The 13033-nt window shown below is 69.3% G+C and carries 11 protein-coding genes; 3 read left to right on the plus strand and 8 right to left on the minus strand.

From position 1 onward, the window contains the following. Positions 1–16: 16 nt before the first annotated feature. From MLG_RS08760 to MLG_RS08775, 4 genes are all read right to left on the minus strand, one after another. A complete protein-coding gene (locus MLG_RS08760; protein WP_011629456.1) occupies positions 17–1108 on the minus strand; it encodes an MBL fold metallo-hydrolase in 1092 nt (363 codons plus the stop codon). A 4-nt stretch (positions 1109–1112) separates the two neighbouring features. Beyond that, the gene (locus MLG_RS08765) at positions 1113–1529 is read right to left on the minus strand and encodes a PaaI family thioesterase (RefSeq protein ID WP_011629457.1); all 417 of its coding nucleotides are present in this window, start codon (positions 1527–1529) and stop codon (positions 1113–1115) included. Then, positions 1526–2542 (minus strand): cysteine synthase A, encoded by a 1017-nt coding sequence (locus tag MLG_RS08770; protein WP_011629458.1) that lies wholly within the window; start codon positions 2540–2542, stop codon positions 1526–1528. The genes MLG_RS08765 and MLG_RS08770 overlap by 4 nt, the downstream gene beginning before the upstream one ends. Before the next feature lie 94 nt (positions 2543–2636). Continuing rightward, the gene (locus MLG_RS08775; protein ID WP_011629459.1) at positions 2637–4316 is read right to left on the minus strand and encodes an isovaleryl-CoA dehydrogenase; all 1680 of its coding nucleotides are present in this window, start codon (positions 4314–4316) and stop codon (positions 2637–2639) included. Positions 4317–4436: 120 nt separating this feature from the next. On the opposite strand from MLG_RS08775, the gene MLG_RS08780 reads away from it, so the two are divergent. Continuing rightward, entirely contained in the window at positions 4437–5735 is a 1299-nt protein-coding gene (locus tag MLG_RS08780; RefSeq protein WP_011629460.1) for an ATP-grasp domain-containing protein, read from the plus strand. A gap of 34 nt (positions 5736–5769) precedes the next feature. Here the strand turns inward: MLG_RS08780 and MLG_RS08785 are convergent, their stop codons facing one another. Then, positions 5770–6288 (minus strand): GNAT family N-acetyltransferase, encoded by a 519-nt coding sequence (locus MLG_RS08785; protein WP_049753551.1) that lies wholly within the window; start codon positions 6286–6288, stop codon positions 5770–5772. Between the two features lie 134 nt (positions 6289–6422). Between MLG_RS08785 and MLG_RS08790 the strand changes: the two genes are divergently transcribed. Together MLG_RS08790 and MLG_RS08795 are read left to right on the plus strand one after the other, a co-directional pair. Next, positions 6423–7724, plus strand: a complete 1302-nt coding sequence (locus tag MLG_RS08790) for an ArgE/DapE family deacylase (RefSeq protein ID WP_011629462.1) — start codon at positions 6423–6425, stop codon at positions 7722–7724. 21 nt (positions 7725–7745) lie between these two features. Continuing rightward, positions 7746–9779, plus strand: coding sequence for a CocE/NonD family hydrolase (locus MLG_RS08795; protein WP_011629463.1), 2034 nt, complete (start codon positions 7746–7748; stop codon positions 9777–9779). A gap of 39 nt (positions 9780–9818) precedes the next feature. Here the strand turns inward: MLG_RS08795 and MLG_RS08800 are convergent, their stop codons facing one another. From MLG_RS08800 to MLG_RS08810, 3 genes are all read right to left on the minus strand, one after another. Beyond that, complete coding sequence (locus MLG_RS08800; protein ID WP_011629464.1) at positions 9819–10850, minus strand: D-alanine--D-alanine ligase family protein; 1032 nt, start codon at positions 10848–10850, stop codon at positions 9819–9821. Positions 10851–10941: 91 nt separating this feature from the next. Further along, entirely contained in the window at positions 10942–12135 is a 1194-nt protein-coding gene (locus MLG_RS08805) for a BaiN/RdsA family NAD(P)/FAD-dependent oxidoreductase (RefSeq protein ID WP_011629465.1), read from the minus strand. 70 nt (positions 12136–12205) lie between these two features. Beyond that, complete coding sequence (locus tag MLG_RS08810) at positions 12206–13018, minus strand: class II glutamine amidotransferase (RefSeq protein ID WP_011629466.1); 813 nt, start codon at positions 13016–13018, stop codon at positions 12206–12208. Between the last annotated feature and the right edge of the window lie 15 nt (positions 13019–13033).

The following is a 13033-nucleotide window of genomic DNA, read 5'->3' on the forward strand; positions in this document are numbered from 1 at the left end:
GCGTTCGATCCGCCGGTCACCTCCGGGCCACGCCGTTCAGTATAGGTGGGGCAGGCCAGGCACCACCACCTCGCCGCCATAGGCCTCGCGTACCTCCGCGATCAGGGCCCTGGGGTCGCGGCTGTGGCGGCGGGAAAAGTGAAAGGGCACCAACCGCTGCACCCCGGCCGCGGCGGCGATCCGACCGCAGGCGCCGGCGGTCAGGTGGCCGGTGCGGGCGGCCTGAGCGGCCTCGCCCCGGAGAAAGGGCGCCTCGCAGAAGAGCGTATGCGCCCCCCCTGGCCAGCGACACCAGCGCCTGGCGGTTGGTCGGCGTATCGGCCAGATCGGTGGCGTAGACCAGGCGTTGCCCGGGGCGTTCCAGCAACAGCTCCGCTGCCAACCGTTCAACCGGCCAACGGCGGCCGTCGGGCAGCGCCAGATCGCCGTCCCGATCCCCCGCCAGCACCCGACGGCGCAGCTCCCCCAGCCAGGGGCCGGGCGGCCAGCCGCGGGCCGCCAGCCGCTCCTTGCGCACATTGAGCTGCCGCGGTGGCTCGTAGGCAAAGGCGAGCACCGGCGTGCCGTGATCCAAGGCCCTTCCCCGAACCCGGAATTGGGGCTCCGCAAGCAGGTAGCCGTCCGGTGCCCGACGGGGCGCCAACGGCATCGGCGCCCTCCGCCCCGCCCTGACCCCGGCGCGGAGGAGTCGGTCCCCCTCATGCAGCTCCAGGACTTCGAAACCCGGCGCGCGCTCACCCACCCGGTCCCAGAGCACCGCATTGACCATGCCCTGCACATGCCCGGCCAGCCCCGGGGGGCCGTACAGCCGGCAGGCCGGGAATGGGCCGATTCGCGAGCGCAACAGCCAGAGTAGACCGCAAATGTGATCCATGTGGGCGTGGCTGATGAAGACATCGCTCACCTGGTGGGCGATGCGGGCCGAGAGCCGGCTGCCCTCTCCCAGGTCGAACAACAGGCTGCGGCGCTGGTGGTGCAGCCGCAGGTGCAGCAGCGGGTCACCCAGCACACCATTGAGCAGCCGCGCCTCGGCCTGGCCCACCCGGAGCGCCGGACCGGGCGCCGCCCCGGGGCGGCGTTGCGGCTCGGGACGTCCGGACGCCGCCATGGCCTCAGGCGCCAGAGCGCTCCGCGGGGATGGCATAGGTCCCCACGGCGTGGGCGACCGGGTGGTCGTCACCGTCCGAGAAAAGCGCCACCTCCCCCACCGCCAGCGACCGCCCCACCTTGAGCAGTTCGCAGCGGGCAACGATGTCCCGGTCGGCGGCGGGCTTGCGCAGGAAGTTGATGTTCAGACTGGTGGTCACCGCCAGCGGCACGATGCCGATGACGCCGAGCAGGGCCACGTAGAGGGCCACGTCGGCCACCGCCATCATCACCGGGCCGGAGACGGTGCCGCCGGGACGCAGCTCGTTCTCGCCGATGGGATGGCGCACGGTCGCCTTACCCTGCCCCACTGCCTCCACCGTGCAGGGTGTCTGGGGGAACTCAGCGGCCAGGAACGCCGTAATCTCTGCCTGGGTGGTCAAGGGGCCTCCGGGTCATCCCTGCCTGTTTCCCGGTTAGTCTCCGGGGTCAGCCCCTTCTCGCGCAACCATTCCGGGTTGAACAGCCGCGAGTAGTAGCGCGCGCCCCCGTCGCAGAGGATGGTGGCGATGGTGTGCCCCGGCCCCAGCTCGCGGGCCAGGCGCACAGCGGCAGCCAGGTTGATGCCGGAGGAGCTGCCCAGGAACAGCCCCTCCTGGTAGAGCGCCTGATAGACCCGATCCACGGCCTCCTGGTCGGGGATGCTGTAGGCGTCGTCGATGGGCGTCCCCTCCAGATTGGCGGTGACCCGCGTGCTGCCGATGCCCTCGGTGATGGAGCCGCTGCCGGTCACCTCCGGCGTACCGGTCTTGACGTAGCCGTAGAGCGCGCTGCCGTGCGGGTCGGCCAGTACGCAGCGCACATCCGGCGACTGCGCCTTGAGGTAGCGGGCTACGCCGGCCAGGGTGCCGCCGGTGCCGGTGGCCGCAACGAAACCGTCCAGCCGCCCTCCGGTCTGCGACCAGATCTCGGGCCCGGTGGTCTCGTAGTGGGCCTGGCGGTTGGCGGTGTTGTCGAACTGGTTGGCCCAGATCGCGTTGTCCATCTCCTCGGCCATGCGGCCGGCCACCTTCTGGTAGTTGTTCGGGTCCTTGTAGGGCCGGGCCGGTACGGTGTGCACCGCCGCGCCCAGGGTGCGCAGGAGGTCGATCTTCTCCTGGGTCTGGGTTTCGGGAATGACGATCACACAGCGATAGCCGCGGGCGTTGCACAGGTGGGCCAAGCCGATCCCGGTATTGCCCGCGGTCCCCTCCACCACCGTGCCACCGGGGCGCAGCAGGCCGCGCCGTTCGGCATCCAGGAGGATGTAGAGCGCGGCGCGGTCCTTCACCGACCCGCCCGGGTTCATGAACTCGGCCTTGCCCAGGATCTCGCAGCCGGTCTCCTCGGAAAGCCGCTTGAGGCGTATCAGTGGGGTGTTGCCCACCGCCCCGGCAAAACCGTCGCACACTGTCATGGCCCCTCCTCCCGCAATCGTTTGCCAGCCACTGCATTGCGTAAGTATGGCAACAGCTGCCGGCCCCCGGGGGCTGAGACCGGGCGGGGCCGGCTCAGACCGCAGGGGTGGCCCGGCGGATGATGGCCGCGCAGTCCACGCCGTCCGGCAGCGTGCCGTAGTGGTGGGCACCGGTGGCGGCCAGGCGGCCCGCGCAGTAGGCATCGGCCAGCGCCGGGTCACTGTGACGCAGCAGCAACGCGGCCTGCAGCGCCGTGGCCATGTCGTCCACCAACGCCCGGGCCCGATACGCCGCGTCGGCCCGCGGCGGCAGCGCCTGGCGCAGCCGGTCCAGGTGGGCGTCGTAGCGCCGGTCCGCGCCGCGGGCCCGCTCCAGTTCGTCCAGGAAGGCGTCCAGGGTGTCCGGCGCCTTCTCCACCGCACGCAGCACATCCAGGCACTGGATATTGCCGCTGCCCTCCCAGATGGCGTTGATGGGCGACTCGCGGAACAGGCGGGGCAGGATGCAGTCCTCCATCACCCCGCTGCCGCCGATCGCCTCCATGGCCTCGTAGGCGTGCCCCGGCGTGCGCTTGCAGACCCAGTATTTCGCCACCGGTGTGGCGAGCCGGAACAGGGCCTGCTCACGGGGGGCGTCCGGACGGTCCAGCGCCCCCGCCAGGCGCAGGGCGACCTGCAGGGCCGCTTCGCTCTCCAGCGCCAGGTCCGCCAGCAGGTTGGCCATCAGCGGCTGATCGACCAGCCGCCCACCGAAGGCACGGCGGTGACGGCAATGGTGCAACGCCTGTACGGCCGCCTGCCGCAGCCCCGCCGCCGAGCCGATGGTGCAATCGTAGCGGGTCATGGCCACCATATCGATGATGGTGCGGACACCGCGCCCCGGTTCACCCACCATCCAGGCCAGCGCCCCGCGAAGCTCGGTCTCGCTGGAGGCATTGGCGACATTGCCCATCTTGCGTTTGAGTTGCTGGATCTGCAGTGGGTTACGGCCGCCGTCGGGGCGCCACCGGGGCAACAGAAAGCAGCTCAGGCCGGCATCGGTCTGAGCCAGTACCAGAAAGGCATCGCTCATGGGCGCCGAGACGAAGTACTTGTGGCCCACCAGTTCGTAGGCCTCGCCCGGCCCCGGCGTGCCCAGGGGATAGGCCCGGGTGGTGTTGGCGCGTACGTCCGAGCCACCCTGTTTCTCGGTCATGGCCATACCAATGGTGACGGCCTTTTTCGCCGCCACGGGGCAATTGCGCGGGTCGTAGTCCAGGGCTAGCAACTTGTCCAGCCAGGAGGCGGCGAGGTCCGGCTGGCGTCGCAGGGCCGGCACGGCGGCGAAGGTCATGGTGACCGGGCAACCGTGCCCCGCCTCCACCTGCGCCTGCAGGTAGTAACGGGCCGCCCGCGCCACATGGGCCCCGGGGCCGGGGTTCCGCCAGGGCGCGGCGTGCAGCCCTTGGGTGAGGGCCCGCCGCATCAGCCGGTGATAGGCCGGGTGATAGCGCACCTCGTCCACCCGGTGACCGAAGCGGTCGTGGGTATGCAGCCGGGGTGGCTGCTCGTTGGCCTGGAAGCCCAGCTCGATCACCTCCGGCCGCCCGGCCCACGCCCCCTGACGGACCAGGCCCGCCTCCGCCCAGCCCGCCCGGTAACGGTGCACGCCCTCCCGCAGCGCCGCGTCCTGGCGGTAGAGATTGTAGGCTTGCAGTGGCGGCGGCTGGTTCTCGACCCGGTGGGTCTCGGCCAGCCAGCGCTCGCCCGGTGTATCCCGACGGATCGTGGTCATGGCGGCACTCTTAAAACGGACGTTCGTCCCGGCAGTGTAGCGGTTGTTCGACTACATTGGGTGGTGTTGCCAGGCCGGGCCGGACCCACCGGCCGGCGCATTTCTAGGAGCTTTCCCCGCATGACCCAGCACATCTTCGTAATCGGGCTGGACGACTTCAACCTCGCTGAACTGCAGACCGTCCGCAACGCCGGGGAGTACACCTTCCACGGCCTGGTGGACTACGACACCATGGTGTTGCCCGAGTCCTACCCGATGCCGGAGATCATGGCCGAGGCCCGCCGGACCCTCGCGGATGCCCCCGCGGTGGACGGCATCATCGGCCACTGGGACTTTCCCACCACCTCCATGCTGCCCATCCTGCGCCGGGAGCACGGCCTACCCACACCCACCCTGGAGAGCGTGCTCTACTGTGAGAGCAAGTACTGGAATCGACTCGCCTGCGAGCAGGCGGTGCCCGAGTGCACGCCCGACTTCCAGGGGCTGGACCCGTACAGCGACGACCCGCTGGCCGACCTGGACGTGGCCTACCCCTTCTGGCTCAAGCCCACCGTGGCCTTCTCCTCCTACCTGGGCTTCCGCATTGAGAACGAGCAGCAGTACCTGGACGCCATGGCCACCATTCGCGAGCACATTCACGTGTTCGCCGAACCGTTCGACTACATCGTCGAGCAGTGCCAGAACCGCGCCGCCCTGCCCGACCGCGGCAGCGGCGCCACCTGCATCGCCGAGGGGCTGATCGGTGGTCGGCTCTGCACCCTGGAGGGGTACGTGCACAACGGCGAGGTGGTGGTGTATGCGGTGGTGGACTCGCTGCGGGCCGCCAATAACGTGAGCTTTTTCAGCTACCAGTACCCCTCCCAGCTCCCCGCCGGGGTCCGCAACCGCATGATCGGACACGCGGAAAAGCTCCTTCACCACATCGGGTTGGACCACACGCCGTTCAACATGGAGTTCTTCTGGGATGAGGCCATCGACAAGATCTGGCTGCTGGAGATCAACGCGCGGATCTCCAAGTCCCACTGCCCGATCTTCCAGATCGCCACCGGGGCCTCCCACCACGAGGTGGCCATCGACATCGCCCTGGGCCGGCGGCCGGACTTCCCCCGTCCGGAGGGCCGTTTCCCCATGGCGGGCAAGTTCATGCCCCGCGTGTTCGCCGACACAGTGGTGACCCGGGTGCCCTCCGAGGAGGAGATCCAGGCGCTCAAGCGGGTCCATCCGGAACTGATCGTCCACATCGCCATAGAGGAAGGGATGCGGTTGTCGGAACTGCGCGCCCAGGACAGCTACAGCTTTGAGATCGGCGATGTCTTCCTGGGGGCGGCGGACGAAGCCGAATTGCACCAGAAGTTCCGCCACATCATGCAGGCCCTGGACTTCCAGTTCGCTGACGTGGTGCCGACCAACTACAGCTGAACCGCTACGCCAGCCCGGCCGGCTGCGCCACGGTTCATGCGCCGCGCCCCGCCCCCCTCCGGTGCCGGGACGTGGCCAGTTGCAGGCGGTACTCCCGTTCGAGCAGGGACAGGATGTGCATGGAATAACGCCGCTCCCCCTCCGCGGCGCACTCCCGGGCCGTCCCCTCCATCACGAAACCCAACCCGAGGTAGAGGCGCAGGGCCCGCTTGTTGTGCTCGGCGACGTAGAGCCAGAGCCGGTGGAAACCGAGGACCTCAAAGCAGTAGCGCATCACCAGGATCAGCGCCGCCCGTCCGCGGCCACCGCCCTTGCGGGCCATCGCAATACGGCGCAGCAACAGATTGCCGTCCGGGTCATCGGCATCCTGCAGCACCAGATAGCCCACCGGCACCCCGGCCTCCTCGACGATGGCGTGCACCCAGCCTGGGCTGTCGATGCAGGCCCTATGCCGGGCCGCCGGCCACTGCCCCACATGCCGGGCATTGTCCGGGTCCCGTTCCACCGCCAGCACGAAGGCGCAGTCCTCCGGCCGGGTCGGGCGCAGAGTCAACCGGCCGCGACTCAGCCGGGGTGCCGGTAACGGACCGGTTTCAGTTCCGGTGGACGGGGTGTCATCTACACTCATGCTAGCGAGCATAGCACCCCATTATCCGGCCCCCGCGGCCGACACAGAGGAACCGTCGTATGGTCAGACGCACTTCCTTCGTCGATCCTGACAAGATCCGCGAGCGCCTGGTCTCCCTGATCCGCATCCCCTCCATCACCGGTGAGGAGGATGCCGCCGTCGCCCAGATCGCCAACTGGCTGCAACAGCAGGACGTGGAGATCGACTACTGGAACGACGGCATCGCCGCCCTGCAGCGCGATCCGCGCTACCCCGGCCACGAGGTGGAGCGGGTCTGGGCCCCGGTGGTGGTGGGCGTGCTGCGTGGCGAACAGCCCGGCCCCTCGGTGCTGCTCACCGGCCACGTGGACGTGGTGCCGCCCGGCGATTACAGCCACTGGCAGGACGAGCCCTTCTCCGGCATGACCCGCGGTGACCGCATCTACGGCTGTGGGGCATCGGACATGAAATCGGGCCTGGTCGCCGCCATGGCCGCCTTCGAGGCCTTCGCGGAGAGCGGCCGCAACTTCCCCGGCCGCATCATCTTCGCCGCCGTCCCCGCCGAGGAGGACAGCGGGCTGGGCACCCTGGCGGCTATCCGCGGCGGCTGGGACGCGGACGTGGCCATCATCCCCGAGCCCACGGTCCAGGACGGCATCCCGGAACTGCTGATCGCCCACGCCGGCGCCATGTCACTGCGCATCCAGGTGCCGGGCAAGGCGGCCCACGCCAGCAAGCGGCTGCAGGGCGAGAGCGCCCTGGACCACTTCATCACCCTTTACGAGGCCATGCGCGCCGACGAGAAGGCGGTCAACGAGGCGGAAACCCACCCGTTGATGAAGGTCCACCCCCTGCCCTATGCCACCAACGTGGGCACCCTCCACGGCGGGCTGTGGTCCTCCAGCGTGATGGACTCGCTGGAGGCGCAGGTGCGGGTCGGGGTCCCCCTGGGTGAGACCATTGACCAGGCCGAGGCGCGCTTTCGCCGTGCCATCGACGAGGCCATCCGGGACGACCCCTGGCTGAGCCGCAACCCACCCCGCATCTCCCGACTGGCCTCGGGCTTTGGTTCGGCGGCCACCCCCGAGGACCATCCACTGGTCCAGGCGCTGGCCGAGTCCGCCGAGGACGAGTACCGGCGCAGCCCCACCATCAGCGCCGCCCCCTACGGCTGCGACATGTCCGGTTGGGTCCGCCACGCCCAGGTGCCCACAGTGATCTACGGGCCCGGCGAGATCGAACTGGCCCATGCCCCCAACGAATCGGTCTCACTGGAGACCACCTACAAGGTGGCCCGCACCCTGGTGCGCACCACCGAGCGGCTGCTGGAATGCGACTTGGACAGCCTGCGCGCCGCTCGGCCACAGAAGGCGCCGGGCTGACCCGGCCAGTGAGGAACGGCCATGCGGGTGATCGAATCTTTCGACGACGATGTCCGGGTGATCGAGAACGTCTGGATCCCCATGTCCGACGGCGTGCGCTTGGCCGCGCGGGTCTGGCTGCCGGTGGGCTCCGCCGACCACCCGGTGCCGGCGGTGCTGGAGTACATGCCCTACCGCAAGCGCGACTTCACACGCCTGCGTGACGAACCGCTGCACCACTACTTCGCCGGCCACGGCTACGCCGCCATCCGCCTGGACGTGCGCGGCACCGGCGACTCCGAGGGCATCCTGCGCGATGAGTACCTGGCCCAGGAGCAGGACGACGCCGAGGAGGCCATCGCCTGGATCGCCGAACAGTCCTGGTGCAACGGCCGGGTGGGCATGATCGGCCTGTCCTGGGCCGGCTTCAACGCCCTGCAGGTGGCGGCCCGCCAGCCGCCGGCGCTGAAGGCCATCATCACCATGTGCTCCACCGACGACCGCTATGCCGACGATGCCCACTACAAGGGCGGCTGTCTGCTCAACGAGAACCTGACCTGGGGCGCGGCCTTCTTCTCGCTCAACGCCTGCCCCCCCGACCCGGAGATCGCCGGTGAGCCCTGGCGCGAGCAATGGCTGGAACGGCTGGCACACAACCGCCTCTTCCCCGCCCTGTGGATGCGTCACCCCCACCGGGATGATTACTGGAAGCAGGGCTCGGTGTGCGAGGACTATTCGGCCATCCAGTGCGCGGTCTACGCCGTGGGCGGCTGGGCGGACGGCTACGTCAACGCCATCCCACGCCTGATGGCCGGCCTACAGGCGCCGCGCAAGGCGCTGATCGGCCCCTGGCCCCACGCCTTTCCCCACGCCGCCGAGCCGGGGCCGCGCATCGGCTTCTTCCAGGAAGCGGTGCGCTGGTGGGACTATTGGCTGAAGGAGGAAGAGAACGGCATCATGGACGAGCCGCTGATCCGTGCCTGGATGGAGGACTGGATCGCCCCGGCGCCCCGCCACGACGAGCGCCCCGGCCGCTGGGTGGCGGAAACCGAGTGGCCCTCGCCGCGCATCACCCCGCGCACCTGGCACCTCAACGTGCTCTCGCTGGGCGATCACCCGGACCCGGAGGATCGCATGCGCCTGCGCTCACCGCAGACCACCGGGCTGCGCGCCGGCGATTTCTACGGCTTCGGCGCCGAGGGCGACGCCCCCATGGACCAGCGCACCGACGACGGCAAGTCGCTGGTCTTCGACTCCGACCCGCTCAGCGAGCCGGTGGAGATGCTCGGCACGCCGGTCGTCACCCTGGAATTGGCCTGCGACACGCCACTGGCCCACGTGATTGTTCGCCTGAACGACGTGGCGCCGGACGGGGCCTCCGGCCGGGTCAGCTATGGGGTGCTCAACCTGGCGCACCGGGACAGCCATGAGCGCCCCGCCCCGCTGGTGCCGGGGCAACGCTACCGGATCACCGTACGACTGAACGACATGGCCTACCGCTTCGCCCCCGGGCACACCATCCGGCTGGCGATCTCCAGCGCCTATTGGCCGATCATCTGGCCGGCACCGGAACGGTCGGAGATCACCCTGATCACCGGGGCGAGCACGCTGGCGCTGCCCCTGCGACCGCCGCGACCGGAGGATGACCAGCTACCGGCCTTCGGGCCGCCGGAGCGCTGCCCCATCCCGACCCACACCATCCTCGAGACCGCCGAGCCGGAGCGCAGTATCGCCGTGGACCTGACCAACGACGAGACCACCTATACCGCCTTCGGGGACGCCGGTGACGTGGGTGGCGCGGCCCTGGCCCGGATCGAGGACATCGATCTCACCCTGGGCTCCACCATGCGTCGGGTGTTCCGTATCCAGGAGCAGGACCCGTTGTCCGCCGAGGCCGTCATCGAGCAGGAGACCCGCTTCCAGCGCGGCGACTGGGCGGTGCGCATCGACGCCCGCATCCGCCTCACCGCCGATGCCGAGCATTTCTTCATCCAGGCGATCCTGGACGCCTACGAGAACGGGGCCCGCGTAGCCAGCCGGGAGTGGAACGAGGCCATCCCCCGGCTGCTCCTGTAATGCGTCAGACCTTGCCGGCTGTCCCCGGCCGGAACGATGTCAGATCCCGTAGCGGCGGCGGGCCGTGTCCAGCAACAGCGCCAGCAGGTCCGCGTACTCATAGCCGGCCCAACCGGCCATGATCGCCATCTTGCCGTCGTAGCTCCAGGTGGGGTTGAAGTTGGCGTCCAGTAGCCGGGGCACGCCGTCGACCCCGCACCGGTAGTCGAAGCGGGCGTAATCCCGAAAGCCCAGGCGCTCGAACAGGAAGACACTGTGCTCCACCATCGCGGCCTGGTGCTCCGGTGCCAATTCGGCGGGCTTGAAGCGCAGGCTCTGCCAGTAGGCGGAGTTCGGGTCCACCTTGGAACCGTAGGAGAGAATGGGCGGCAGGTCGGCCGGCAGCCGCGAGTAGTCGATCTCCAGCAACGGCAGCACGGTGAAGCCGGTCTCCGGATTGCCTACCAGTCCCAGGGTGTACTCGGCACCGGTGAGAAAGTCCTGGATCAAGGCCTGCGGGCGTTCCGGCTCCAGCGCCAGCTGCTCCAGGCAGGCCCGCGCCTGCTGGGCGTCATGGACCACCGAGTCGGGGGTCACCCCCTGGCTGCCGCAACCGGCATTGGGCTTGATCAGCGCCGGGTAGAGCTCGGGCAACACCATGGGGTCCGCGGTAAGATCGACGAAGGTCTCATTGGGCACCGGGATGCCGTGGCTGGCTGCCAGCAGCCGCACCAGCGCCTTGTCGCCGCAGATGCTCATGCAGGCCGGCGTGGCACCGGTGTAAGGGATCTCCAGCAGCTCCAATAGGGCCGGTACGTTCTGCTCGTGGCGCAGCTGGTTGCGGTAGCCGGTGTCACAAAAGTTAAGCGCCAGATCGGGCGGGGCCTCCCGCAGCCGGTCGAACAGCCGGTCGTGGTCATCCAGCACCTCAACCCGATAGCCACCCAGCGTCTCCAGCGCCACCCGGGCCTGGCGTACCGCCTCCACCTCCGACTCCCCAAAGCGCCCGTCCACACCGTAGTCGTAGGGCAGGCGCGGGTCCCCGGCCAGCACGGCAAGGTGGACAGGCTGCGATTCAGCGGCTGTAATCATGGATGGCGTAACACCCTGGTTGCAAGGAGGGGACCGGGGCCCTAACTGCCCCCCGGGGTGAGAACGGGCCAGGGCCACGGGGGGCGCCCTTCTACACATGCTGCCCCGCCGCATGCCCCGACGCCCAGGCCCACTGAAAGTTATGACCACCCAGGTGGCCCGTGACATCCACCACCTCACCGATGAAGTAGAGCCCCGGGTGATCACGACAGGCCATGGTCTTGGAAGATAGCGCATGGGTGTCGACCCCGCCCAGGGTCACCTCGGCGGTACGGTACCCTTCGGTGCCATCGGGCCAGACCGTCCAGGGCTGGCAGGCCTGCTGGATCCGGCGTATGTCCTCGCCGGTCAACTGCTCCAGGCGCCTGTCCGGCAGCCAGAGTTCACACCAGCGCTGGGCCACACGGCGGGTGAGTTGCTCGCCCAGCAGCTTCTTCAGGGTCAGACGCGGGCGCTCCCGGCGCATCGCCTCCAGGTGCCCGGCCAGATCCGTGTCGGGAAACAGGTCGATCTCCAGCGGCTCGCCGGGCTGCCAGTAGGACGAGGCCTGGAGGATCGCCGGCCCACTGAGCCCACGGTGGGTGAACAGGATATTCTCGCGGAAGGCGGCCCCGCCGGCGCGGGTGACGCTGTCCAGGGCCACCCCGGCCAGGTCCTGCAGCTGGCGCCGCTTGCGCCCCTCCAGGGTCACCGGCACCAGCGCCGCACGGGTGGGCCGTACCGGAATCCCCAGCGACCGCGCCAGGTCGAAGCCGAAGCCGGTGGCACCCATCTTCGGAATCGAGTAGCCGCCGGTGGCAATCACCAGCGATGAACACGTCACCGGGCCCTGCGGAGTGGACAGCCAGTGCGGTGCCCCCAGCCGCAGGTCGCTGACCGGCGAGCGGGTACGGATCGCCACCCCCACCGCCCGGCACTCCGCCAGCAGCATGCCGACGATATCCTTGGAGGAGCGGTCGCAGAAGAGCTGGCCCAGCTTCTTTTCGTGGTAGGGGATGCCGTGCTGTTCCACCAAGGCGATGAAGTGCCAGGGGGTGTAGCGACTGAGGGCCGATTTGACGAAGTGCGGGTTGGCCGACAGAAAGTGCTCGGGCCCGCAGTGGATGTTGGTGAAATTGCACCGCCCACCGCCGGACATCAGGATCTTCTTGCCCACCTTGTTGGCATGGTCCAGCACCAGCACCCGGCGGCCACGCCCGCCGGCGGTGAGCGCGCACATCAGCCCGGCGGCGCCGGCGCCGATCACGATGACATCGTAATGCGGGTATGGGGAGCGAGAGGCCATGGGCGGGGATTCTACCCCCTTTGCCGGGCGGGACCGACCGGGCCGGGGTAACCCGGCCCCGGTAGCGGCCTCAGAGTCGCTCCGGATCCGGGTGCGACCAGCGCGGGATGGACTCCCGCCCGCAGGCCACCACCTCACCATCCTGCCACATGCGCCACTCCCCAGGCTGGTAGTCGTCCCAGCGCTCGTCGCTGGTCAGCGCCTCGGTGGCGATCACGCTGACCACATCGCGCGGGGTGGTCACCGCCTCAAAGTCCACGGTGACGTCAGCGTCCTTAAGGCGCGCGGGCCCGAAGGGCGCGCGCCGGGTGATGGCCACCATCCGGGTACTGCAGAAGGTGAACACCCAGCGGCCGTTGCTGAGCAGCAGGTTGAACACCCCCTGGCGGGCATACTCTGCCGAGGCCGCCACCACCGTGCGCAGCAGGTCGTCGTCCGCCACCTCCGGGGTGTACTCCGCCCGAATGCGGTTGAGCAGGTCACAGAAGATGTGCTCGCTGTCGGTGTCTCCGACCGGCCGGTAGACCCCAGGCCGGGCCTTGAAGCCGTGCAGCTGCCCGTTGTGGGCGAAGGTCCAGTACCGCCCCCAGAGTTCGCGGATGAAGGGGTGGGTGTTCTCCAGCCCGACGCAGCCGACGTTGGCCTGGCGGATGTGGCAAATGGCGGCGCGGCTCTTGATCGGCTGGGTCTGGACGATCTCGGCAATGCGCGAGTCGGCGCTGGGCTGGGGATCGTGGAACACCCGCACCCCGCGGCCCTCGTAGAAGGCCACCCCCCAACCGTCCTTGTGCGGCCCGGCGGCCCCGCCCCGGCGGGCCAGGCCGGTGAAGCTGAAGCAAAGATCCGTAGGGGTATTGGCGCTCATCGCCAGCAGTTCGCACATGTCCGTTCCCGTCGT

The sequence above is a fragment of the Alkalilimnicola ehrlichii MLHE-1 genome (assembly GCF_000014785.1).
Classification (GTDB): domain Bacteria; phylum Pseudomonadota; class Gammaproteobacteria; order Nitrococcales; family Halorhodospiraceae; genus Alkalilimnicola; species Alkalilimnicola ehrlichii.

Bases quoted from the DNA above. Each gene is read 5' to 3' on its own strand.
- MLG_RS08810 (WP_011629466.1), bottom strand. From the start codon at position 13,018: ATGTGCGAACTGCTGGCGATGAGCGCCAATACCCCTACGGATCTTTGC.
- MLG_RS08790 (WP_011629462.1), top strand. From the start codon at position 6,423: ATGGTCAGACGCACTTCCTTCGTCGATCCTGACAAGATCCGCGAGCGC.
- MLG_RS08800 (WP_011629464.1), bottom strand. From the start codon at position 10,850: ATGATTACAGCCGCTGAATCGCAGCCTGTCCACCTTGCCGTGCTGGCC.
- MLG_RS08760 (WP_011629456.1), bottom strand. From the start codon at position 1,108: ATGGCGGCGTCCGGACGTCCCGAGCCGCAACGCCGCCCCGGGGCGGCG.
- MLG_RS08780 (WP_011629460.1), top strand. From the start codon at position 4,437: ATGACCCAGCACATCTTCGTAATCGGGCTGGACGACTTCAACCTCGCT.
- MLG_RS08795 (WP_011629463.1), top strand. From the start codon at position 7,746: ATGCGGGTGATCGAATCTTTCGACGACGATGTCCGGGTGATCGAGAAC.
- MLG_RS08775 (WP_011629459.1), bottom strand. From the start codon at position 4,316: ATGACCACGATCCGTCGGGATACACCGGGCGAGCGCTGGCTGGCCGAG.
- MLG_RS08805 (WP_011629465.1), bottom strand. From the start codon at position 12,135: ATGGCCTCTCGCTCCCCATACCCGCATTACGATGTCATCGTGATCGGC.
- MLG_RS08770 (WP_011629458.1), bottom strand. From the start codon at position 2,542: ATGACAGTGTGCGACGGTTTTGCCGGGGCGGTGGGCAACACCCCACTG.